Raw genomic sequence first — 21,701 nt, 5'->3', positions numbered from 1 at the left:
GACGAAATATAGCTGTGGACGGGGCAATTCCCTGTGGAAGAACACTGCTTACAGGTTCGAGATCCGACTCTTCTCGTCGGACGGTTGTGCTATCCGGCGTTCACCTTTTGGACCGCAGCGGTGAACAACTCGTCCAACACGGCTGCATCCGGCGCGGAGTTGTCGAACGACATGAACGTTGCTGCTATCCGAACGTCGTCGACCTGAGCCATCAACGTGAGCATCGACTGCGTCACCGAGTCTGCGCCGGTGCCAGAATTCACGGTCTGCTTCACCGCAAGGGTCTCGTCGGCATTGATCGGAGGCGCCGGGGAGATAGTCGACCGGATGACGGAGGTGGCACCGGATTTGGTTGCCTCGACCTCACCGCACTGCTGAAGTTGCTCCTCGCGTACTGACAGAGGCTCGTCGACCACCGTCAGTTCGATCGAAATCGTCGACCGGTTGGCGTTGTCGGTTCCGACGATCAACGCAGCGCCACTGGGCGCCGAACTTGGTTCCGTAGGTTTGCAGCCCGCAGGCGACACCTCGGCGCCGGCAGGAATACCGGTGAGATCCGGCGACGCCTGTGCAATCGCTTGCGGAGGTAGCACTATGGCCTCGTACGGGGCTGGGAACTGGGAGGGGTCGATCAGAAGCGCGCTGAGATCCTGTCCGTCTCCAGATGTAATCGACGTCGACCCCTGGCCGCCGGCTTCAGCGGTGCCGGTCACAGCGGAACCACATCCGGCGATCGACAGGACAGCTGTCGCCCCGATCGCGATCAGAAACGGGCGAGATTTCGATACGGAACGGCACAGCACAGAAGGACCTCCAGTATTCGCAGACGAATCTGTCTCGGGCATCGCGTCGGCGCCTGCGGATAACCGGCTCCCGCCCGGTTCTACCTTCTCATTCGAGTGGTGAACAAGGCGGGAGACAGGCCGAACCTCTACCGCGATTGCCGGTGATCCGGGCGACTTACGACCCGCGCTTGATCCATTCCTCCAGGTGTGGAGACTCGTCGCCGATGCTGGTGCCGTCACCATGACCGGTCTTGACGCGTGTCTCGGCGGGGAGGGCGAACAGCGTGTCCCGGATGGAACCGATGATTGTCGGGAAGTCCGAATACGAGCGTCCCGTCGCACCGGGTCCGCCGGAGAACAAAGTGTCTCCGCTGAACAACTCCGCGGCCTCCGGTACGTACAGACAGGTGGAGCCGGGTGAATGACCTGGTGTGTGGATCGCGACGATGTCGGTTCCAGCTATCGAGATCCGGTCACCGTCCTCGATGGTCCGATGCGCAACACCCGGATGAGTCTGCTTCCACAGCATGTCGTCCGCTGGGTGAAGCAGCACCGGGGCATCGAGCGCCTGCGAGAGCTGGGGGGCGACCGTAACGTGGTCGTTGTGGCCGTGCGTGCAGACGATGGCCTTGACGGTCCGGTTACCGACAGCATCCAGAATCGGTTGCTGCTGATGCGCTGCATCGACGATCACGACTTCGGTGTCGTCACCGATCAACCAGATGTTGTTCTCGACGTCCCAGGTACCCCCGTCGAGACTGAACGTCCCAGACGTCACCACCCTCTGGATGCGCAACTTTCCGCTCACAGGATGACCACCGAACGCAGCACCTTGCCGTCGTGCATCGCAGTGAACGCCGCTTCGACGTCGTCGATACCGATTCGTTCGGTGACGAATTTCTCCAGCGGCAATCGACCCTGCTCATAGAGATCGACGAGCATCGGGAAGTCCCGTTCCGGGAGGCAGTCGCCGTACCAAGAAGACTTGAGCGAACCCCCGCGGGAGAAGAAATCGACCAGAGGCATCTCGAGTGTCATGTCCGGCGTCGGCACACCCACCAGAACAACTGTGCCTGCCAGATCGCGAGCGTAGAACGCCTGCTTCCACGTCTCCGGTCGACCGACAGCATCGATTACGACGTCGGCGCCGAACCCACCGGTCAATTCCTGGATGGCTTCGACCGCGTCGACCGCGGACGCGTCCACCGTGTGGGTAGCGCCCAAGTCCTTCGCCCATTCGAGCTTTCCCTTGTCCCGATCGACAGCGATGATTTTCGTCGCGCCCGCCAGCTTTGCTCCGGCGATGGCCGCATCGCCGACGCCACCGCAGCCGATAACTGCAACCGAGTCACCGCGCGAGACGTTGCCGGTGTTCATCGCAGCGCCGATACCTGCCATGACGCCGCAGCCGATCAGACCGACGACCGCAGGGTCCGAACCCGGCGCAACCTTGGTGCACTGCCGCTCGTGGACGAGAGTCTTGTCTGCGAACGCGCCGATACCGAGCGCAGGCGTGAGCTCGGTGCCATCTGCGAGCGTCATCTTGTGCGAGGCATTGTGCGTATCGAAGCAGTACCAGGGTGTGCCCTTCTTGCATGCCCGACACTCGCCACACACTGCGCGCCAGTTCAGCACCACGAAGTCACCGACCTCGACGTGGGTCACCGCGTTGCCGACAGTTTCCACGGTTCCTGCGGCCTCGTGACCGAGCATGAAGGGGTACTCGTCATTGATTCCGCCGTCGCGGTAGGCCAGATCCGTATGGCAGACGCCGCACGCGTCGATCTTCACTACGACGTCGTTGGGGCCCGGATCGGGAATCGTGATCGTCTCGATCGACACCGCTTCGCCCTTGGCCTTGGCGACGACGGCACGCACCTGTTGCGGCATTAGCACTCCTTCGACGTTCAACTTTTGATCCGGCTTTCGACTTTTGATTGTTGTAGACCAGACTCCCACAACGTAAGCACGACCAGCGACACTCATTTGTCCGTCGGCGTCGGGTGATTGCGTTTATGGCTCTCACCTACCCGCGTCTCACCATCGTCGAGGTACTGCGCGCCGTCGCGAGCTTTTCGAGCTGAGCAGGGGTGTATGCGGCAAACCTGGCTTGCGGGAATGAACTCGGTGTTTCTCGGCGTTCTCCCTAGGTAGTAGTCGTACGCACGGCAGTGCGATCGCCAAGCCGAACCGACGGGTATTCTCCACGCGAGGTCGGTTACGGCCGTGGTGCTGGCCTCGAGTGGGCACGAAGAAACGGAAAGGGGTTCGGCCATGGACGAACAATCGAATATGTACGAGCTGGAATTTCCGGCGCCGCAAACGATGTCCGGTGACGGTGTCGGTCCGGTGTTGGTGCATGGACTCGAAGGCTTCTCCGATGCAGGTCACGCAGTAAAGCTCGCCACCAAGCACCTTCGTGACACGCTCGAGACGGAACTGGTGGCTTCGTTCGATGTCGACGAGCTGATCGACTACCGCTCACGTCGGCCCACGATGACGTTCAAGACCGATCACTTCTCGGATTACGACGCGCCAGAACTCAATCTGTATGCCGTCAAGGACAACGCCGGCACGCCGTTCCTGCTTCTTGCGGGAATGGAACCGGACCTTCGGTGGGAGAAGTTCTCCACCGCAGTTCGTCTACTGGCCGAGCAACTGGGTGTGCGTCGGACCATCGGTCTCGGGTCGATCCCGATGGCAATCCCTCACACTCGTCCATTGGGCGTTACCGCTCATTCCTCGGACAAGTCGTTGATCTCCGAGGAGCACAGCTGGTCTGGTGACATCCAGGTCCCTGGTAGCGCGTCCTCACTTCTCGAACTACGGATGGCTCAGCACGGCCACGTGTCCATGGGATTCTCGGTCCACGTTCCGCACTACCTGGCTCAAACCGACTATCCGAGTGCCGCGCAGACCTTGCTCGAACACGTCGGTGAGTCGGGAGGCCTGGAGTTGTCTCTGGTCGCGCTGGGCACCGCCGCAGCTCGAGTGCAAGAGCAGGTCGACGAGCACATCACCGGCAACGAGGAAGTGCAGTCGGTTGTGCACGCCCTCGAACGTCAATACGACACTTACGTCGCAGCACAGGAACAACAGTCGACGCTTCTCGCCAGCGACGAGAGCCTTCCGAGCGGCGACGAGCTGGGGGCTGAGTTCGAGAAGTTCCTGGCCGAGCAGGGCGGGTTCGAGGCCGAGCCGGAAGATTTGGACACATCGGGTACTGACACGGACGGCACCGATACCGGGCACTGACCGGTACATAGTTCGACCTTTGGATGGGTGATTGTGTGAACGTTCACACAATCACCCATTCTATTTTGTACGGATTTCATGCTTGTGGGATAACGAAACATACCTGTAACCCGAATTGTTCTCGATGTCGCGTCGAGCGTCGTTACTCGTGCGAGAGTTTTCGAGGAGAGAGCTGTCGGGAAGTACAGCAGCGTCGAAGAAGTACAGCAGTCTCGAAGAAGTACAGCAGTGGCCTACAGCTATGAGGAATCAGGAGGCGCGACATGAGCAGTTCTCGCACGCGCAAGCTCCGCACGGTTCCCGATGCCGAACCGAAATTGATCTTTCGCACCATTCATGGCTATCGGCGAGCGTTTCGGATGGTGGGCGAAGGCCCAGCTCTGCTGTTGATTCACGGAATCGGTGACAACTCCGAAACATGGAACTCCATAATTCCGCATCTTGCGCAGAACCACACGGTCATTGCACCCGATCTGTTGGGACACGGGCATTCCGACAAACCCCGCGCCGACTACTCGGTGGCGGCGTATGCCAACGGGATGCGCGATCTGTTGTCCGTCCTGGGAGTCGACCATGTGACGGTGGTCGGCCACTCGCTCGGCGGCGGTGTCGCGATGCAGTTCTCCTACCAATTTCCGCACATGGTCGACCGACTCGTCCTCGTGTCCTCCGGTGGAGTCACCAAGGATGTCCATCCACTTCTTCGGTTGGCCTCGGTGCCGTTGGCAAGCGAAGCAGTCAAGCTTTTGCGCCTCCCCGGGGCCATGTCGGTCGTCAGGTTGGCCGGTAACCTCATCGGAAAGCTGAATACGACGCGGCTGCGGCCGGGTGCACTGCTTCACGACACACCTGATCTCGTGCGCGTGCTGGCGGGCCTGCCGGATCCTACTGCGCACGAGGCATACATCCGCACCCTGCGCGCTGTCGTCGATTGGCGCGGCCAGGTGGTGACGATGCTCGACCGGTGTTATCTCACCGAGAATCTCCCGGTGTTGCTCGTATGGGGAGATCGGGACGTGGTGATACCGGTCAACCATGCGCACCTCGCACATTCCGCGATGCCTGGATCCCGACTCTCGGTGTTTCGCGGGGCCGGCCACTTCCCGTTTCGTGACGATCCGATGCGTTTTCTGCATGTGCTCAAAGAGTTCTTCGCCTCGACGCCGTGTCTGGAATTCGACGAGTCTCGATGGCGGAACTTCCTCATCACCGGAGTCGGTGAAGACATGATCACCGGGAACGCCGGTACCAGGCTTGCGGTACTGGGCGCCATGGGAGCGGACGAGCGCAGCGCAACCTGACACGCCTGGCGCACGGGCCGCTGATGGCGACGCGGCCGGCGCACCATAGCCTGTTACGGTGCTCCTCTCCGAACTCGTACCTGCCCCCACAACCAGCGAGGCGCAGGATCCGGACACGTTGTTCGACATTTTCACCACGTGGACCAGCGAACGAGGGCTGAATCTGTACCCGGCCCAAGAAGATGCCTTGATCGAGTTGGTGTCGGGGTCCAACGTCATCCTCGCGACACCGACCGGCTCGGGAAAGTCGATGGTGGCTGTCGGTGCCCACTTCGCTGCGATGGCGGCCGGCAAGCGGACCTTCTATACCGCACCCATCAAAGCTCTGGTCAGCGAAAAGTTCTTCGCACTGTGCGATATTTTCGGTGCACAGAATGTCGGCATGATGACGGGCGATGCTGCGGTCAACGCGGGCGCTCCGATCATCTGCGCGACTGCGGAGATCGTAGCGAATCTAGCTCTCCGCGAGGGGGCCAACTCCAATATCGGCCAGGTGGTGATGGACGAGTTCCACTACTACTCCGAACCCGACCGAGGATGGGCCTGGCAGGTTCCCATCATCGAGTTGCCGAACGCGCAATTCCTCCTGATGTCGGCGACTCTGGGCGACGTGTCTTTCTTCCGAGACGATCTCACCCGCCGCACCGGGCGCCCCACCACCGTGGTGTCAGGCTCCGAGCGGCCTGTGCCGTTGATGTTCTCGTACGTGAGCACACCGATCGGCGAGACGATCGAGGAGTTGGTTTCGACGCATCTCGCGCCCGTGTACGTCGTGCACTTCACCCAGGCGTCTGCCCTCGAACGGGCGCAGGCGCTGACGAGCGTGAACGTGGCCTCCAAGTCCGAGAAGCAGCAGATCGCCGATGCGATCGGCCAATTCCGGTTCACGACGGGTTTCGGCAAGACACTCTCGCGACTCGTGCGGCACGGAATCGGCGTACACCATGCGGGCATGCTCCCGAAATATCGACGCCTCGTGGAGAAACTTGCCCAGGACGGTCTGCTCAAAGTCATCTGCGGGACCGACACCCTCGGTGTGGGCATCAATGTTCCGATCCGAACTGTGTTGTTCACCGGACTGACCAAATACGACGGCATTCGCACCCGCAAACTACGCGCCCGAGAGTTTCACCAGATCGCCGGACGCGCCGGACGGGCCGGATACGACACGCTCGGAACCGTCGTCGTCGAGGCACCGGAACACGACATCGAGAATGCACGGCTCGTCGCGAAGGCTGGTGACGATCCGAAAAAGCTCAAGAGGGTCCAACGCAAAAAGGCGCCCGATGGCTTCGTCTCATGGGGTGAGCCGACGTTCGACCGGATCATCACAGCGAGTCCGGAGGCGCTGGTCTCGAGGTTCTCGGTCAGCAATGCGATGTTGCTCAATGTCATTGCCCGACCGGGTAATTGCTTCACTGCAATGCGGCATCTGCTCGAGGACAACCATGAGACTCGACCAGCCCAGCGCAAGCATATTCTCCGAGCGCTCTCGCTCTATCGTGGTCTGGTCTCGGCGGGTATCGTCGAACAGCTCGCGGAACCGGATGCGGAAGGACGACACGCCCGCCTCACGGTCGACCTGCAGCCGAACTTCGCACTGAACCAACCACTGTCACCGTTCGCACTCGCCTCGTTCGATCTGCTCGATATCGAATCCGATACGCATGCAGTCGATGTGGTGTCGATCATCGAGTCGACACTCGACGATCCCCGCCAGATCCTGATGGCCCAGCAGCACGCGGCACGCGGAGAAGCAGTCGCACAGATGAAGTCGGATGGTATCGAGTACGAGGAGCGAATGGAACTGCTCGAGGAGGTGACGTGGCCGAAACCCCTCGCCGAGCTTCTCGTGCCTGCCTTCGAGATCTACCGCGGTGGGCATCCGTGGCTGACGGAAGTCGCGCTCTCCCCCAAGTCCGTAGTCCGCGACATGATCGAGCGGTCGATGACGTTCACAGAACTGATCAGCCACTACGGTCTCAGTCGTTCGGAAGGACTCGTTCTTCGGTACCTCGCCGACGCGTATCGCGCTCTACGCCAGACGGTGCCGCCAGAAGCCCGGACCGAGGAAGTACAGGACATCACCGAGTGGCTCGGGGAACTCGTTCGCCAGGTCGACTCGAGCCTGCTGGACGAATGGGAAAACCTCACCGACCCGGGTGAAGAGGCCGAGACGAAGCCCGAACCCTATGGCGGTGACACACCGAAGCCGATTTCCGCGAATCCACGCGCGTTCCGTGTGATGGTGCGCAACGCCATATTCAAACGAGTGGACTTCGCGGCGGCGGGTTGGTGGAACGCGCTCGACGCGTTGGACGACGGCCCTGACTGGGAAACAGAACTCGAACCTTTCTTCGAGGAGTACGGCGAGATCGGCACCGGCCCATCCGCGCGTGGGCCGGCCTTGTTCGAACTCACGATTGGCAGCGATCGGACGACGGTCAGGCAGGTTCTGGAGGATCCCGACGGCGATCACGGGTGGTCGTTCGATGCGGTCGTCGATGTCGAGGAGTCCGATGCTCTCGGTGAGATCGTGTTCGACGAAATCACCATCACTGCCGGCTGAGTTCGCTACCTCGACGGTCGGCTACTGGGCAACTACTGGGCAGTTACTCGCTGACGGCCGATCCGATTCGCGAGACCAGTGCACTCAGTGCCCGATACTCTTCGGCGCGGCCGCTCGACGCACGGTGGACCATGCCCATTCGCCGACCGGGTTTCGGGTCCGCGAACTCGGCCCGACCCAGCGCACCTTTGCCCAGCTCCACGGCAACAGCCGATCTAGGGACGAGTGTGACGCCGAGACCGCCTGCGACACACTGAACTACCGTGGCAAGCGAGGTTGCTCTCGTGTCTCCGGCTGCAGGAACCGCGTCGACCGACCGGCAAAGGTCCAGGGTTTGATCTCGCAGACAGTGGCCGTCGTCCAGCAACAATATCGGCAGGTCGACGAGTACGGACAGGGTCAGATCACGGCGTCCGTCGAGTTCATGACCGACGGGGACGACAAGCACGAAATCTTCTTCGTACAAGGGTATTTCGATGATGCCGGATTCTTCGGTCGGCAGCGCGACCACGGCCGCGTCGATCGCACCCGACCGTAGCGAGGCCAACAGTCGATCTGTCTGATCCTCCACGATGTGCGCGTTCACGTCCGGGAATTCGGCTCGCATCGCCGGGAGCAGGGCAGGCAGAACGTACGGCGCAACCGTGGGGATCAGTCCGAGTCGAAGTGGGCCCGCCAGTCGGCCTCCCATCCCGGATGCTTCGGATACGAATCCGGCGGCCGCATCGAGGGTTGCCCGTGCATGCTCGAGCAGATGTGTGCCGGCAGTGGTCATCAGAACTCGCCTGGTACTTCGTTCGACGAGCTGGACGCCCAGTCCCTGTTCCAGCGAGGCGAGGGCCTGCGAGAGTGTCGGCTGACTGATGTGCAGTCGCGCCGCGGCACTTCCGAAGTGACGTTGCTCGGCAACGGCGACGAAAGCACGCAGCTGTGAGAGCGTCGGTTGATAACTTCTATCAGTCATGCCTATTAGTCTAGTGCTACTAATCACCTTTACCTTTCGAGTATTTTTTGGCACACTCGTACATGTCGGAGATCGACCGTAGGAAGCACCGACAACACGCGGCGGTGCTCCACACACGACTCCACCCATTCGCGACACCGTGCATGTACGAATCCGACGCGCACCACGAGCGCGACGCATGCGCACCACTACAGAGGAGGACCATATGGCCCTGTTGACAATTGGCGATCAGTTCCCCGCATACAACCTCACCGGCGTTATCGGCGGAGACCTGTCGAAGGTCAACGCCCAGCAGCCCGACGACTACTTCACCACCGTCACCAGCGACGACTATGCAGGCAAGTGGCGCATCGTCTTCTTCTGGCCGAAAGACTTCACCTTCGTGTGCCCGACCGAGATCGCCGCATTCGGAAAGCTGAACGAAGAGTTCGCCGACCGCGACGCCCAGGTACTCGGAGCGTCCGTCGACAACGAGTTCGTGCACTTCCAGTGGCGTGCACAGCACGAGGACCTGAAGACCCTTCCCTTCCCCATCCTTTCCGACCTCAAGCGTGAGCTCGCAACCGCTTCAGGTGTTCTCAACTCCGACGGCGTCGCAGACCGCGCGACGTTCATCGTCGATCCGAACAACGAGATTCAGTTCGTCTCCGTCACCGCAGGTTCCGTCGGCCGCAACGTCGACGAGGTTCTGCGTGTTCTCGACGCACTGCAGTCCGACGAGCTGTGCGCATGCAACTGGAAGAAGGGCGACCCCACCATCGACGCAGGCGAGCTGCTGACGGCGAGCGTCTGACATGAGCGTAGAGAATTTGAAGAACGCTCTTCCCGAGTACGCCAAGGATCTCAAGCTCAACCTGAGTTCCATTGCGCGATCGACGGTTCTGAGTGAGCAGCAGCTATGGGGCACACTTCTCGCTACTGCTGCGGCCACGAAGTCTGCGACGACGCTGAAAGAGATCGCCGAGGAGGCTGCGGACACATTGTCCGCCGATGCCTACAACGCCGCTCTGGGTGCAGCATCCATCATGGGGATGAACAACGTCTTCTACCGCACCAAGGGTTACCTCGACGGCAAGTACGACGACCTCCGCGCAGGTCTGCGGATGAATATCATCGGCAATCCTGGCGTCGACAAGGCCGATTTCGAACTGTTTTCGCTGGCAGTCTCGGCAGTCAACGGATGCAACCACTGCGTCGAGGCACACGAGAAGACCCTTCGCGACGAGGGCGTCGACCGTGAGGTCATCTTCGAGTCGATCCGCGCAGCTTCGATCGTCGCAGGCGTCGGCCAGGCCATCGAGGCCAGCCGCACGCTCGACGGTGCAACCGTCTGATAGACGAACTACACAGCGAAAGAGGCCCGCACACACGTGTGCGGGCCTCTTTTTTCCTTCAGTTCACTCGGCGATGGTCGGCCGGATCTCGGGTACATCGACGGCGATCTCGTCGCCGAGGTGGACGCCTTCAGCGAGGGGTAACCGGTCACCGCTCCAGAATTTTCCGGGATCGAACCAATTCGCCTTCTTGTTGCCGTTCAGCAGACCCATCGACTCGTACGTCATTGCGACTACTTCTGCGCAATACGCTGTTTCCAGAGCGGCGGCATGGTGCTCACTCTTACGGAAGCTCGGCACGCGCCCCTTGAACCATCGACCCGCAAGTTTCGCAGTAGTCGGGAACGCCGTTCCGTCCATTCGAGCTATGGTGCGCAGCAATGCATCTTCCTGCTCTCGAGTGACGGCATTGTCGAGTTGCCTGAGCCAGCAACGCTGCCCGTACTTGTTCGACCACTGCATCACTGCCGCATGGAGATCATGCAGCTGCACGCCGCGCTGAAAGTTCCCGGTCCACATGTCCTGCAGCGATTTACCCAACTCGGCGTGCCACATGAGCGGAGGAAGGTCGTCGACCACGACTGCCATGCCGACGTGGTTGACCGGACTGTTGGTCAACGTCTGTATCGCACGATCAGTGGCAGAATGACCGCGGAAGATCCAGATGTCTCCGGTCCGAGTCGCATCAACCGCTGTGTTCAAATCGATCCGCGACGCAGTCATGGCGCTCAGCCTAGATCGTCCCGAAACCGCGAACTCCCCCACCAGGTATTCAGTGGAGTCGTTTGACGTTTGATTCGAAATTAATCAATATAGACATATGTCGAATCAACCCCTCCTCGTCGACGACCTCAGCAGCGGCATGTGCTGCTCGCCGCTGATTGCCGAGCCATTGTCCGCCGACTGGGCAGGGGATCTCGCGCGAATGTTCAAAGCGCTCGGCGATCCGGCCCGGCTTCGACTTCTGAGCCTGGTCGCAAGTCACGCCGGTGGTGAAGCGTGCGTGTGCGACATCTCTGATTCGTTCGACATATCTCAGCCGACGATCTCCCATCATCTCAAAGTGTTGCGTGAAGCTGGTTTGCTCGACTGCGAACGCCGTGGAACCTGGGTCTACTACTGGGTTATACCTGCTGCGCTGCAACAATTGTCGTCGGTCTTGGCCGCCGCCGACCCGACCACCGACGATGCTGCGCTGGTGACCGTATGAGTAGCCAGGCGAACACTTCCGATCACCCGGCCGTCGTCGGCAAGCTCTCCACTCTCGACCGGTTCCTGCCGGTATGGATCGGCGTCGCGATGGTCATCGGCTTGGCGTTGGGTCGGTTGATTCCGAGCCTGAACGACGCCCTGTCGACTATCTCGATCGACGGCGTCTCACTACCTATCGCTGTCGGTCTGCTGATCATGATGTATCCGGTCCTGGCGAAGGTCCGATACGACCGAGTGGAAACCGTCACCGGTGACAAGCGCCTGCTGGCCGGATCGTTGGTACTCAACTGGGTCCTCGGCCCGGCACTGATGTTTGCTCTCGCTTGGCTCTTCCTCCCCGACCTGCCCGAGTATCGCACCGGCCTGATCATCGTCGGTCTCGCCCGCTGCATCGCGATGGTCATCATCTGGAACGACCTCGCGTGCGGCGACCGCGAAGCCGCCGCTGTACTGGTCGCCATCAACTCGGTCTTCCAGGTCTTCATGTTCGCCGTCCTCGGATGGTTCTATCTTTCCGTCCTACCGGGCTGGCTCGGCCTCGAGCAGACCACCATCGAGGCTTCCCCCTGGCAGATAGGGAAGTCGGTGCTGATCTTCCTCGGCATACCGCTGATAGCGGGGTTTGCTACTCGCTACTTGGGCGAACGCACCAAGGGCAGGGAATGGTACGAGTCGAACTTCATCCCGAAGATCGGGCCGTGGGCTCTCTACGGCCTGCTGTTCACCATCGTCATTCTCTTTGCGCTGCAGGGTGATCGGATCACTTCCCAACCGTTGGACGTCGTTCGTATCGCGCTTCCACTGTTGGTCTACTTCGCGGTGATGTGGGGCGGCGGTTACGCCCTCGGGGCCGCGATGGGCCTGGGCTACGCACGCACCACCACGCTCGCCTTCACCGCGGCAGGCAACAACTTCGAACTCGCCATCGCCGTCGCGATCGCCACCTACGGCGCAACATCCGGGCAGGCATTGGCCGGGGTCGTCGGCCCGCTCATCGAAGTCCCAGTCCTCGTCGGGCTCGTCTACGTCTCACTCTCACTACGTAAACGCTTCATATCGGCCTCGCCGACCGCGACAAAGGAGTTTTGATGTCCAGCATCCCCAGCGTGTTGTTCGTTTGCGTCCACAACGCAGGACGGTCGCAGATGGCCGCCGGTTTTCTGAGCGATCTAGCTAATGGAACCGTCGAAGTTCGCTCTGCCGGCAGCACACCGGCAGAAAGAATCAATTCGATCGCTGTCCAGGCGATGGCCGAGGTCGGCATCGACATCTCGGCGCAATCACCGAAGATCCTCACCTCCGACGCCGTCGAAACCTCCGACGTCGTCATCACCATGGGCTGTGGCGATGCATGCCCGGTCTTCCCCGGAGTGCGTTACCGCGACTGGGCGCTGCCCGATCCCGCAGGCAAGGGCATCGACGCCGTCCGTCCGATTCGTGACAAGATCAAGATCCTCGTCGAAGACCTCGTCGCCGAACTCCGCGATCGCTCCACCGTCCGCGATCACAGTACGGTGAAGCGATGAAGCTGTGGAAGATCCTCGGGATGGCAGGCGTCGTCGGTGTTGCCGCGACAGGCGCCCTCGTCGTGAAGTCGGAACGCAAGCGGCAGGCGTACGCCCCCGACGAGGTCCGCGATCAATTGCACAAGCGATTTGCCGAGGCAGCTGAAACTCCAGTGCTCAACGCTGCACCCGAGCGAACCCGAGTGCAGCGCCTGAAGGACCGGTTCAGCCGAGCGCGCTGAGGATTCGGCCGGCGAGATCTTCTACCTCGTGGTCGGTCATCACGAACGACGGCGAGATCTGCATCGCACCCTGCCCTGCAGCGCGCCCAGAGACCCCGTGTTTGCGGAGCGTCGCGACGAAGGGGAGCGCTTCGGCCGGATCGACCAACTGCACGGCTGCTACTGCACCGAGTCCGCTGCGAACCTCCTGCACGCGAGGGTGTTCGGCGAGTGGCGCCAGATAGGTATGCAGCGACGTCTCGAGGCGAGCGGACTCCTGCAGCAGGTTTTCGCGCTCCATGATGTCCAGTGTTGCCATCGCTGCTGCCGCGGCACCGGCGTGCCCACCGTAGGTATATCCGTGGCGCCACCAGACGCCACCTGAGAAGAACGGCTCGGCGATGTGCGGCGCGACGAATACCGCCCCCATCGGGACGTAGCCTGAGGTGAGTCCCTTTGCCGTGGTCATCAGGTCGGGCTGCAGGTCGAAACGAGTCGAGGCGAACCAGGAACCGCCGATCCGCCCGAAGCCGGTCACTACCTCGTCCGCGACGAACAGTACGTCGTTGTCACGACAGATTTGCCGCACCTCCTGCAAGTACCCCTTCGGTGGCAGGTAGACCCCACCAGCACCGATGATGGGTTCGCAGAAGAACGCTGCGATCTTGTCGGCACCGACTTCCTCGATGAGGGCCAGCAAGCTCTTCGCATCGTCCCAAGCGACTGTGCGCGCATCCGGCATCAGCTCGCCGTAGTTCTCCCGATTCACGGCTATACCTGCCAGTGCAGTACCGGCGACATGCATTCCGTGGTAAGCCTTTTCACGTCCGACGATAAGCGTCTTCCCAGGCTTGCCCACCTCGTGCCAGTAACGCCTGGCCAATTTCGCCGCTGTGTCGATCGAGTCGGAACCACCCGAGGTGAAGAACACCTTGCTACCCGCGACGGGCGCGATCTTCCCGAGCCGCTCCGCAAGTGCCAGCGTCGTCTCCGGGACGAAATCACCGAAGTTGGAGTAGTGCGCCAGCGATCCGAGCTGGGCGGCGACGGCGTCGGCGATCTCGGTCCGGCCGTGACCGACGTTCGTGAACCACAGCCCGGCAGTTGCATCGAGATATTTGTTGCCGTCTCGGTCCCAGATGTGAGCTCCCTCGCCACGTGAGACGACGAAGGGGCCTGTTCTGGTCACTGCACCCATATCGGCGAAACCGTGCCATAGGGCGGAGGAGGTGGACTCAGGGGAAGTATCAGCCACAGAAGACATGGCTCCGAGCTTAGTCAACGAGCCGCGTCCGATTGTGCCCCGTACCGCCACCGGCTGCCGAGCCGGCCGACTGCGTTCACCGCAAGTGCCATCAAGACGAATGCGACGGTGAGGACGAGCAGCCCGATCACCAACGCAACGTATCCCTGGCTGCGCGGATCGCCTAACGCACCGCCTAGGGGTATCTCTGTCTGGCAGACTACCGGTATGCATTTCCTACTTGCCGCCGATCCTCCCGCTCCCCCGGCAGCAACCGTTCCGTTGTGGGCATTTCTAGCGGCAGCAGGGGTGACCCTCGTCATTGGACTGCTGTCAATCGGACTGTCGATCTTTACGCTCAGAGCGACCATCAAAAGTACCGATAACCGGGAACTCGTAAAGTGGCGTAGAGATACCCAACTAAAGCATCTACACGACTTCATTGCAGATTCAACGAAACTCAAGCGTCATCTTAGCGATATCCCATACTCCCCACTTCTCGAATCAGAGGCCGACATTCAAACCAGAATGGTCGATACAATAGTTCTACTTAACATGGTTTGCACAAAAGCGTTAATGAACAAGGTAACCGACCTGATGGGCAAGCATCAAAACCAAAACCGCGAAACATCAAAACCGAACAAGATAAAGATCAATGAAATAAACCAAGCCCAACTGGATATGATCGCTCAGTTTAGAAACGAAACAGGAATCAAGCTGTGAAAGCAAACAATCCCCGTAGAGGTGCTACCACACCTGGACCTACGGGGATTGTTCTGAAAGAAGAAACGGGAAAGTGAGCCTAAATCGCTTCTGTACTAATTATCTCATATATCCTGCAATCCGGTGTATTCCAGATATGCCGTGTGGCATACGAGGTTCCCTAAAACATCTACCTGAGTATTCATGCTACTAACATTGAATATCATTGTAGATACGATTGCATTGTTCTGAGTGTAGTACAGTTGCTTGCCGTCTTTGCTTCTTATATTACCGACCTGATTGGACAACTTAATATCATTGTTCGGAAACTCAAGCTTGGCGAATAATTTGCGGGTGTAGGTTTCGCTGAAAACCTCCAAACTGCTTTCAGGCTTCAGACTGGTGACATTGCAGTAGATCGTACCAAAATTCGTATAGTCCCAATCATATGCATGTGAGCCCAGTTCCTCGTTGTACACTTCCCGGCGTTCATAAATATCCACCAGGCTCGGATAAGACTTGGTAATGAGTTTCACCAATACCACCACGACGGCATTCTGTTTCGTCTGAAGTCGTACCCTCTGGTACCGATACCCCTCGATTTATTCCAAGATAGCCTTTTTACAGCCTCTACGACGAGCGGACTTAGCGCAAATACTTTGTTTCCAAAGTCAACGCTAGATTCGTCCTGAGAAACCATGGATACATTTGCTTGCTCGAACACATCTGAGTTCGCCATGTATGCGGCCTGCCAAGCGACGGCGTACTCCAACCAATCCTTGTCGGACTTTTTCGATACGGCAGATTCTGGCCTACCGCTAGCAACCTCTACGATTGCCTGAGCGCGCAGCAGATTTTCAGTAGTAACTTCATATCCAGTAAGTCGCAACGCATCATCGGTTCCACAATACATCGACAACCACCGCATTCTTAATAAATCTCAATTGTAAATCCTCTTTTCCGCAGACGTTTGATGAACGCAACAAAAGTCTACTTAGTTCAATACTCAATTTTACCACCATCCGGCCAACTAAGCATTTCCCGTCGTGGCCCTCAATGACTATCCAAACCGTTGCATGCTAGCGTGCATCAACCAACAGCAGACGGGAAACAGAATTGTCCGAAGTACCTATGGCACCTTTTTACGCGGCCCTGCTCCTACATGACCCTACGCCTCGACCGGGCGACTGGAGACGGCGCAAGAAGAACAAGCCAACCTTGCAGTGGTCAGTCATTGCCGAATTCACTAAAGCTGACTATGAACGGTACAACGACGCGTATCAGACGCTGAACAACCTTCTGAATGTGAACGTTTTTACCTACATGCGTTACACCATGTTCAACCTAGAGAATGCAATCCAATCTGACATAGACGAGATGCTGTCAGGCAGATTCGCCTTTGGTACGCAGGAAGAAATAGTACGTGTAGGAATCAGGATGCGAAGCGCCTCGCTATCTTTCTGCTCGGCTCTACACTACCACCAAGAACATACTTATAAAGAAGTCATAGGCAAGCATGGAGACGGCTCTAAACAGCACAAAAAAATTCAGAGGATATTCAACCGACTTTTTGAGAAAAGTCCCGAATATCGCTTGCTTTATCACACTCGAAACACGATGATCCACTACACCATGGATACCATCACCATAGACGCTGGCGCGGCAATAAACAGAGACAAGAAAAAGACAGCCTACTCCAATCCAGAGGTTGACATTTCTGCAATAGTCGATCTCAATACAGAAATTAGTGACAAATATCGCGAAGAACTGCGCGCAGGACCGCAGCGTTATTCTATACAGGGACTTGCCCGAACCGCTTTCCCATTGGTCGACGAGGCAAACGATCGGATCCTTAGAATAATGCATACCGATCTGGACATTGCATGCAAAGAAGTGATTGAATTCGACAAACTATTTGACGGGAAGATTGGAAGCCGAAAAATCACAACCGAACGATCCACCAACGATCCACCTCCACTCCGATTCACAAATCAATCGTGGTCAGGCAACGTGATAGCGTTCGCGTACAAGTTTGTTTGACAGCGAATAGGGCCTAGGCCGATTGACCTACACCCTATTCGATTCGTGACTATTCAGTTGTACGAGCTACTACGGTCCTGCTGTAATCTCGACTACGCCAAAGGCCTCTTTACGACCTACAGCGAAAGCCTTACGGGTACGCATCTTGATATGTGGCTCGTCAGTACCAAAGCCGGCATCGAAACTAATCAATGACTCGATTGGTGAACGATCACCTACGATCAGGTGCTTACGGTTACCGACAATCAGCAACGGATTACCTGCACTTGGGTTCCAAGTGGATACAGGGCTGGTCTTGGCTCCATCGGAGAAACGGACCTCATATCCGAACAGAGTTTGTGGCTGTCCTAGTGCTACCTGTTCGATGAACATTGGACGACCGTTGCCGTCTACCAGACTGCGTAGCTGGCCCTTAAACGATGTATGGGCGATGATTACATTGTCCACATCGGAGAAGTACCTACCGTTCTCGGCAGTCGCCAGAACGTCACTCAGGTCTGCATAGGTCAATGCACCGGCAGTCTTGAGAACTCCAGCCCCTACCTCTTTGTAGACACTGGTGAACGGAACTGTCGTGCCATTTGCTACGGCGGTAGTACCTAGGCAGGCATTATCGAACTTACGAGCATAGTTGGTTGCCCAACCTTTCTGGAACTCTACGATGACGTTTACATTTGCATCGTTTAGATCCTCTTCGGCGATGATAATACGATCACCGAACTTTGCTGCATCCAACTGGACATTGTCTAGTGTTGGGTTGTCTTCTGGGTACGTTCCACCCTTAGGAATGACAACTACGTCTACATCTCCCAGTCGGGGAGTCTTCTGAATGTCGCTGGTCATATTGACCCTACGACCTACCGCCTCTACAGCGGAAAACTGTTCTACTGTCTGGATAACCTCGGAACCGTACTCTTCTGGAACCCAGGCATCTGCATTTACTCTTGCTATTTGAAACACTTACTTTCTAAATGAAGTTACAGTTTAGAGTCTTGCATAGACTGTGAACGAACTTGGCATCTCGCTTTGCTCGTGAGAAAGCATCCCGCTTTGTAACTATATTATATCAATTTACCGTTTATCGTGCTTGCTGGATTAGTTTCTCGGCAGACGATAGTTGCTTCTTAGCCGTAGGCTTATCTGCTGCATCTATCTTTGCTGCTCTGCGTTTAGGATCGAATAGTTCCGGCAGAGTGGACTGTAGATCGGTGATCTGCTCATCGAGTCCGACCAGTTCCCCCGACTCCGATACGCTGATCTTCTCCATATCCAGAAACTTGGATACGTTTGCATTGGCTACGCCTAGCTTGGACAGTTCGCTAGCTGCCTTACCGGATACATAGCTCGACTTGAACCTATCCGAGTTTGCTTGTGCCTCGGTGAGCTTTCCTTCCAGCTCGGAGGCTTTGTGTCTGTTCGTAGCTGCCTCGGCATTAGCTGCCTTTAGTGCTGCCCGTAGAGCATCTACATCTGCACTGTCATCATTCTGTATAACTTTGTCTTCGTCACTCATTTGTTAGTTCTCCTTCTATAACTGTTGTTGTATTTGGTAGTGCGTTTTGGGCTACTACATTGAGCAGACCATCGTTTTTCCACTTGGTTACTAGCTCCGAGTCGTAGCCATGTTCTAACAGAATCTGCTCGATAGGCAGACCGGCATCTAGCTTCTTCTTATTGATTGACCACTGTTCGCTAGTGTCGATAGATTCGATCTGTTTCCACTGAACCTGCACATCTTCATCTATGCCGTTCAGTTTCAAGACAAACATGAATACCCTACGCAGGGTGTTACCGAGTGCTAGCTGCCTGGTACGGACCTTCTTCACTAGTGGTGCTTCACTGGCTCGTAGAGCTTCACCGGACACGTTCGTTGCTACTGCCTCGAACACATGGAACGGGGTATCGGTTACAGATGCCATAGCTCGTACATATTCCTTGTAGGGATCGATATAGGTGCTCGGATCTGCTGCCGTGAACTGCCCTACCTTCATCACACCGGCAAGGCTCCAGACCTCCCCTGGTGCTCCTGTGAGCTGGTCCTCCTCGTCTAGGTCTCCCCAATCGGACGATGTGCCTGTCTGGTCTCCCTGAAGCATCCAGCGGGTGGGGAAGCCGTGGTGCTCGACAGCCGCTAGCTGTGAGACCAGCATCTTGTTAATCATGTCCTGGCAGCTATAGGCAGAGATGTGCTCTGGCCTGCCGTACTGATCGATGCCGGTAGTGAAGTGGAATACCGGGATCACGCCGAACTCGTTCGGTACAGAGCCGTTTTCGTCCGTTTCGTCATCGATGAACGGCTCAAAGTCCGAGTCTTTGACGGTGAACGGCAGACGCTCGGACTGACTCAAGTATTTGTCTATACGGTCGGGGTAGTACAGGTTGACCCTGGATCTTGGCTTACCGTCTAGCTCTACCTGCCAGAGCTTGGCAGCAACGATGGGCCTACGTGGGTTCTCTGGGTCGTACAGGACCACGGTAGATAGTGGACTGTTGTAGTAGAGCTGGACCTGTCCGTCTGCATCGGGCCATACCGTCATATAGGCAGAGCCGTAGACCAGTGTCTTGGTAATCAACTGGGTTAGTTCCAGCTCTAGGCTGTTCTCTTGCCATGTATCGCCGATGATCTTCTTGGAAGAATCTGACAGAGTAGTAACTCCGGTGACTTCCAGCCTGTTCGCTACGGCATTCACCGGTGTAGCTGCATAGTTGACCCTGTAGTGGTCTCCAGTTTTGGCTAGCTCTCGCTTGACGGATGCGCTAGCGAATATCTCATCTACAGTGCCGTTGTAGTAGTTCTCGGCCTGTAGGTACTCGTCCTGCCTATCTAGAATAGATCGAATCGAATTGGTTAGTAAAGACATATGTTTTTCTATAAGTTCCTTTCATTATAGGTATTGTTCAATTGTAACACTTTTACAACTATATTCATTTAGATATACGACCTTCGCCTGACCCTTGGCCTATTACTGGCAGAGAGAAAGTAATGAATACCCGTACCCATAGCGTCCAGTAGGTCGTCATGGGTTACCTTCGGATACGAATACATCTGCTCCTCTAGCTCGGCAAAGTGTCGGGTATGCCGGACCTTGTTCTTTCGGTAGTAGTCCAACGCTCGTCCCGCTCGTACCGGCTTGGGCTCGGTCTGGTGGATCGACTTGTAGTTGGCCTGCACACCATCGAACACGCTGGACCACAACATGCCGCCCTGGTTGGTCTCTACAAGCACCAGACCGGCATCGAAGCTGTCTACTAGCTCGTTGACCCTGTCCTTTAGCTCTACGGACACGTAGCGCACCTGTTCGGCATGACGGACATAGATCAGACCGTCTTCACCTAGGGATACGACGCATAGGGCTGTGTAGTCGTTGGACTGCTTGGTACTGACGGCAGGGTCTACCGAGATCAGGGTACGAACATATCCGTCTAGACACTCCCCTATCTGAATATCGGACTCTCGCCAGTACTCGGCATCGACATTTACCGGACGATTCATATAGTTCATAGCAAAGGAACGGGTATGTCTTATCTCGTTCAGCTCTTCTAGTGGCTTATATTCAGGCCACCATGAAGACTCCGTACCGTCTGCATTAGTAATAATGGCAGGGTAGTAGTGAACGTGAATCTTCTCATCGAGTACCCACTGTAGGTCCTGGTCCAACGAGTCATAGAACGAGACGGATTCTATCTGCGTCTGTTCAAGATCAAACTCACCTTTGTTTATATTGGTCTTGCTACCCAGTCGCTCCAGTTGTTGTGCCTGTAGGGTTTCAAAGTTTGCTATAGAAGAATTAGGTATAGATGTACCCAAAGATAAAGAAACAGAATTAAGGTCGTTTTTCTCTGACTCATGCTCGCCGGCCTTTGTCAATAGCTGATCGGAATCAGTCGTTGTTAATTCCTGCAAAGGTAACGATTCAATATCAATACACTCGACTATTGGTAACTTTGCACTGCTTGACAATATCGCGACATTCACTGCTGATTCATCATTCAGGCATAGCGAAAGAATAGGCCCTATATCGCCTAGGGCAGAGTTATTACCCGTATTGGCTACTGGGTTACTAAACGACCTTCTACTCCCCCCTGGTTCCATTGAGACACCAGCAATAGAATTTGCCTCGGTTAGGTTACCCTTATCCAGACTTACATAATAGATAGTATCGGCACTAGCATTGACAACCGTTTGCTTTAGTAGATCATCGTTGACAAGCTCGGCAATCTCTGATCCTTCGCTACTACTACGGTAGGTAGTGGCATACTCCCCCACCTTACGGATCTGATCTAGTACTGAGTTAGACATAGTGGTTGTACCTACGATTGCTATTGCTGCCCTATCATTCAGTAGAAAGATTCCATCTAGCATTGTTCGCTTACGAGTCTCGGCAAGGTGTGGACTGTAGTTGGACTCGGTAGGTTCTATGTCATCGAGCAGTATTAGATCAGTGAGGCTCCCCCCGGATGGTGGACACCGAGATAGCGGGATCGATGGTTCCGCTGGAAGGATGTCCTCATGTCCCGCAAACGCAGGTCTTTCACGACCGAGTACAAGGTCGAGGCCGCCCGCAGGGTG

The 21,701-nt window shown here is 57.0% G+C and carries 22 protein-coding genes and 1 pseudogene; 11 read left to right on the top strand and 12 right to left on the bottom strand.

Features of this window, described 5'->3' with window-relative positions:
- Positions 1-89: 89 nt before the first annotated feature.
- From O1W68_RS16725 to O1W68_RS16715, 3 genes are all read right to left on the bottom strand, one after another.
- Positions 90-740 (bottom strand): sensor domain-containing protein, encoded by a 651-nt coding sequence (locus tag O1W68_RS16725; RefSeq protein WP_442972405.1) that lies wholly within the window; start codon positions 738-740, stop codon positions 90-92.
- Positions 741-960: 220 nt separating this feature from the next.
- A complete protein-coding gene (locus O1W68_RS16720; protein WP_269305444.1) occupies positions 961-1,593 on the bottom strand; it encodes an MBL fold metallo-hydrolase in 633 nt (210 codons plus the stop codon).
- Positions 1,590-2,675, bottom strand: a complete 1,086-nt coding sequence (locus O1W68_RS16715; RefSeq protein ID WP_269305442.1) for an S-(hydroxymethyl)mycothiol dehydrogenase — start codon at positions 2,673-2,675, stop codon at positions 1,590-1,592. The genes O1W68_RS16720 and O1W68_RS16715 overlap by 4 nt, the downstream gene beginning before the upstream one ends.
- A 384-nt stretch (positions 2,676-3,059) precedes the next feature.
- On the opposite strand from O1W68_RS16715, the gene O1W68_RS16710 reads away from it, so the two are divergent.
- The 3 genes from O1W68_RS16710 to O1W68_RS16700 all read left to right on the top strand — a co-directional run bounded on the left by O1W68_RS16710 (position 3,060) and on the right by O1W68_RS16700 (position 7,910).
- On the top strand, positions 3,060-4,040 hold the full coding sequence (locus O1W68_RS16710) for a proteasome assembly chaperone family protein (protein WP_269305440.1): 981 nt from the start codon (positions 3,060-3,062) through the stop codon (positions 4,038-4,040).
- 263 nt (positions 4,041-4,303) lie between these two features.
- Positions 4,304-5,341, top strand: a complete 1,038-nt coding sequence (locus tag O1W68_RS16705; protein ID WP_269305439.1) for an alpha/beta fold hydrolase — start codon at positions 4,304-4,306, stop codon at positions 5,339-5,341.
- A 58-nt stretch (positions 5,342-5,399) separates the two neighbouring features.
- Complete coding sequence (locus tag O1W68_RS16700; protein ID WP_269305438.1) at positions 5,400-7,910, top strand: DEAD/DEAH box helicase; 2,511 nt, start codon at positions 5,400-5,402, stop codon at positions 7,908-7,910.
- 43 nt (positions 7,911-7,953) lie between these two features.
- Here the strand turns inward: O1W68_RS16700 and O1W68_RS16695 are convergent, their stop codons facing one another.
- Entirely contained in the window at positions 7,954-8,874 is a 921-nt protein-coding gene (locus O1W68_RS16695; RefSeq protein WP_269305436.1) for a hydrogen peroxide-inducible genes activator, read from the bottom strand.
- A 205-nt stretch (positions 8,875-9,079) separates the two neighbouring features.
- Between O1W68_RS16695 and O1W68_RS16690 the strand changes: the two genes are divergently transcribed.
- Both O1W68_RS16690 and O1W68_RS16685 read left to right on the top strand, forming a co-directional pair.
- Positions 9,080-9,667, top strand: coding sequence for a peroxiredoxin (locus tag O1W68_RS16690; protein WP_269305435.1), 588 nt, complete (start codon positions 9,080-9,082; stop codon positions 9,665-9,667).
- 1 nt (position 9,668) lies between these two features.
- Positions 9,669-10,208 carry a carboxymuconolactone decarboxylase family protein gene (locus O1W68_RS16685; protein WP_269305434.1) on the top strand — a complete coding sequence of 180 codons (540 nt, stop codon included), beginning with the start codon at positions 9,669-9,671 and terminating at the stop codon, positions 10,206-10,208.
- Between the two features lie 63 nt (positions 10,209-10,271).
- On the opposite strand, the gene O1W68_RS16680 is transcribed toward O1W68_RS16685, so the two are convergent.
- Positions 10,272-10,931 (bottom strand): hypothetical protein, encoded by a 660-nt coding sequence (locus O1W68_RS16680; protein ID WP_269305432.1) that lies wholly within the window; start codon positions 10,929-10,931, stop codon positions 10,272-10,274.
- Positions 10,932-11,028: 97 nt separating this feature from the next.
- Here O1W68_RS16680 and O1W68_RS16675 point away from each other — a divergent pair, with 97 nt between their 5' ends.
- Genes O1W68_RS16675 through O1W68_RS16660 form a run of 4 tightly spaced genes read left to right on the top strand, consistent with a single transcriptional unit; the run spans position 11,029 to position 13,167 of the window.
- On the top strand, positions 11,029-11,418 hold the full coding sequence (locus tag O1W68_RS16675) for an ArsR/SmtB family transcription factor (protein WP_269305430.1): 390 nt from the start codon (positions 11,029-11,031) through the stop codon (positions 11,416-11,418).
- On the top strand, positions 11,415-12,509 hold the full coding sequence (gene arsB / locus O1W68_RS16670) for an ACR3 family arsenite efflux transporter (protein WP_269305428.1): 1,095 nt from the start codon (positions 11,415-11,417) through the stop codon (positions 12,507-12,509). The genes O1W68_RS16675 and arsB overlap by 4 nt, the downstream gene beginning before the upstream one ends.
- The gene (locus tag O1W68_RS16665) at positions 12,509-12,946 is read left to right on the top strand and encodes an arsenate reductase ArsC (protein ID WP_442972389.1); all 438 of its coding nucleotides are present in this window, start codon (positions 12,509-12,511) and stop codon (positions 12,944-12,946) included. Before arsB ends, O1W68_RS16665 begins: the two co-directional genes overlap by 1 nt.
- Positions 12,943-13,167: a hypothetical protein gene (locus O1W68_RS16660; protein ID WP_269305425.1), complete on the top strand. Its 225-nt coding sequence runs from the start codon at positions 12,943-12,945 to the stop codon at positions 13,165-13,167. The genes O1W68_RS16665 and O1W68_RS16660 overlap by 4 nt, the downstream gene beginning before the upstream one ends.
- On the opposite strand, the gene O1W68_RS16655 is transcribed toward O1W68_RS16660, so the two are convergent.
- On the bottom strand, positions 13,151-14,410 hold the full coding sequence (locus O1W68_RS16655) for an aminotransferase family protein (protein WP_269305423.1): 1,260 nt from the start codon (positions 14,408-14,410) through the stop codon (positions 13,151-13,153). The genes O1W68_RS16660 and O1W68_RS16655 overlap by 17 nt on opposite strands.
- A gap of 14 nt (positions 14,411-14,424) precedes the next feature.
- Positions 14,425-14,571 (bottom strand): annotated as a pseudogene (locus O1W68_RS21635) (Pr6Pr family membrane protein); the annotation flags it as partial.
- Between the two features lie 46 nt (positions 14,572-14,617).
- Here O1W68_RS21635 and O1W68_RS16650 point away from each other — a divergent pair.
- Positions 14,618-15,112 carry a hypothetical protein gene (locus O1W68_RS16650; RefSeq protein ID WP_269306112.1) on the top strand — a complete coding sequence of 165 codons (495 nt, stop codon included), beginning with the start codon at positions 14,618-14,620 and terminating at the stop codon, positions 15,110-15,112.
- A gap of 104 nt (positions 15,113-15,216) precedes the next feature.
- On the opposite strand, the gene O1W68_RS16645 is transcribed toward O1W68_RS16650, so the two are convergent.
- Positions 15,217-15,627, bottom strand: coding sequence for a hypothetical protein (locus O1W68_RS16645; protein ID WP_269305421.1), 411 nt, complete (start codon positions 15,625-15,627; stop codon positions 15,217-15,219).
- 580 nt (positions 15,628-16,207) lie between these two features.
- On the opposite strand from O1W68_RS16645, the gene O1W68_RS16640 reads away from it, so the two are divergent.
- The gene (locus tag O1W68_RS16640; RefSeq protein ID WP_269305420.1) at positions 16,208-17,131 is read left to right on the top strand and encodes a hypothetical protein; all 924 of its coding nucleotides are present in this window, start codon (positions 16,208-16,210) and stop codon (positions 17,129-17,131) included.
- 69 nt (positions 17,132-17,200) lie between these two features.
- Here the strand turns inward: O1W68_RS16640 and O1W68_RS16635 are convergent, their stop codons facing one another.
- From O1W68_RS16635 to O1W68_RS16620, 4 genes are all read right to left on the bottom strand, one after another.
- Positions 17,201-18,091: a phage major capsid protein gene (locus tag O1W68_RS16635; protein ID WP_269305419.1), complete on the bottom strand. Its 891-nt coding sequence runs from the start codon at positions 18,089-18,091 to the stop codon at positions 17,201-17,203.
- 118 nt (positions 18,092-18,209) lie between these two features.
- The gene (locus tag O1W68_RS16630; RefSeq protein WP_269305417.1) at positions 18,210-18,644 is read right to left on the bottom strand and encodes a phage scaffolding protein; all 435 of its coding nucleotides are present in this window, start codon (positions 18,642-18,644) and stop codon (positions 18,210-18,212) included.
- Positions 18,637-19,992, bottom strand: a complete 1,356-nt coding sequence (locus O1W68_RS16625) for a phage portal protein (protein WP_269305415.1) — start codon at positions 19,990-19,992, stop codon at positions 18,637-18,639. Before O1W68_RS16625 ends, O1W68_RS16630 begins: the two co-directional genes overlap by 8 nt.
- A 68-nt stretch (positions 19,993-20,060) precedes the next feature.
- Positions 20,061-21,431, bottom strand: coding sequence for a phage terminase large subunit family protein (locus tag O1W68_RS16620; protein WP_269305413.1), 1,371 nt, complete (start codon positions 21,429-21,431; stop codon positions 20,061-20,063).
- Positions 21,432-21,701: the final 270 nt, after the last annotated feature.

This window comes from Rhodococcus sp. H36-A4, assembly GCF_027158005.1.
Classification (GTDB): Bacteria; Actinomycetota; Actinomycetes; order Mycobacteriales; family Mycobacteriaceae; genus Rhodococcoides.
The sequence above is the reverse complement of the archived record's forward strand: the minus strand, read 5'-3'. Positions and strand labels throughout refer to the sequence as shown.

What these genes read in the sequence shown, in the direction of transcription:
- O1W68_RS16630 (WP_269305417.1), bottom strand. Translation starts at nt 18,644, where the DNA reads ATGAGTGACGAAGACAAAGTTATACAGAATGATGACAGTGCAGATGTA.
- O1W68_RS16650 (WP_269306112.1), top strand. Translation starts at nt 14,618, where the DNA reads ATGCATTTCCTACTTGCCGCCGATCCTCCCGCTCCCCCGGCAGCAACC.
- O1W68_RS16715 (WP_269305442.1), bottom strand. Translation starts at nt 2,675, where the DNA reads ATGCCGCAACAGGTGCGTGCCGTCGTCGCCAAGGCCAAGGGCGAAGCG.
- O1W68_RS16620 (WP_269305413.1), bottom strand. Translation starts at nt 21,431, where the DNA reads ATGTCTAACTCAGTACTAGATCAGATCCGTAAGGTGGGGGAGTATGCC.
- O1W68_RS16660 (WP_269305425.1), top strand. Translation starts at nt 12,943, where the DNA reads ATGAAGCTGTGGAAGATCCTCGGGATGGCAGGCGTCGTCGGTGTTGCC.
- O1W68_RS16680 (WP_269305432.1), bottom strand. Translation starts at nt 10,931, where the DNA reads ATGACTGCGTCGCGGATCGATTTGAACACAGCGGTTGATGCGACTCGG.
- O1W68_RS16710 (WP_269305440.1), top strand. Translation starts at nt 3,060, where the DNA reads ATGGACGAACAATCGAATATGTACGAGCTGGAATTTCCGGCGCCGCAA.
- O1W68_RS16625 (WP_269305415.1), bottom strand. Translation starts at nt 19,992, where the DNA reads ATGTCTTTACTAACCAATTCGATTCGATCTATTCTAGATAGGCAGGAC.
- O1W68_RS16675 (WP_269305430.1), top strand. Translation starts at nt 11,029, where the DNA reads ATGTCGAATCAACCCCTCCTCGTCGACGACCTCAGCAGCGGCATGTGC.
- O1W68_RS16705 (WP_269305439.1), top strand. Translation starts at nt 4,304, where the DNA reads ATGAGCAGTTCTCGCACGCGCAAGCTCCGCACGGTTCCCGATGCCGAA.
- O1W68_RS16695 (WP_269305436.1), bottom strand. Translation starts at nt 8,874, where the DNA reads ATGACTGATAGAAGTTATCAACCGACGCTCTCACAGCTGCGTGCTTTC.
- O1W68_RS16655 (WP_269305423.1), bottom strand. Translation starts at nt 14,410, where the DNA reads ATGTCTTCTGTGGCTGATACTTCCCCTGAGTCCACCTCCTCCGCCCTA.
- arsB (WP_269305428.1), top strand. Translation starts at nt 11,415, where the DNA reads ATGAGTAGCCAGGCGAACACTTCCGATCACCCGGCCGTCGTCGGCAAG.
- O1W68_RS16690 (WP_269305435.1), top strand. Translation starts at nt 9,080, where the DNA reads ATGGCCCTGTTGACAATTGGCGATCAGTTCCCCGCATACAACCTCACC.
- O1W68_RS16665 (WP_442972389.1), top strand. Translation starts at nt 12,509, where the DNA reads ATGTCCAGCATCCCCAGCGTGTTGTTCGTTTGCGTCCACAACGCAGGA.
- O1W68_RS16685 (WP_269305434.1), top strand. Translation starts at nt 9,669, where the DNA reads ATGAGCGTAGAGAATTTGAAGAACGCTCTTCCCGAGTACGCCAAGGAT.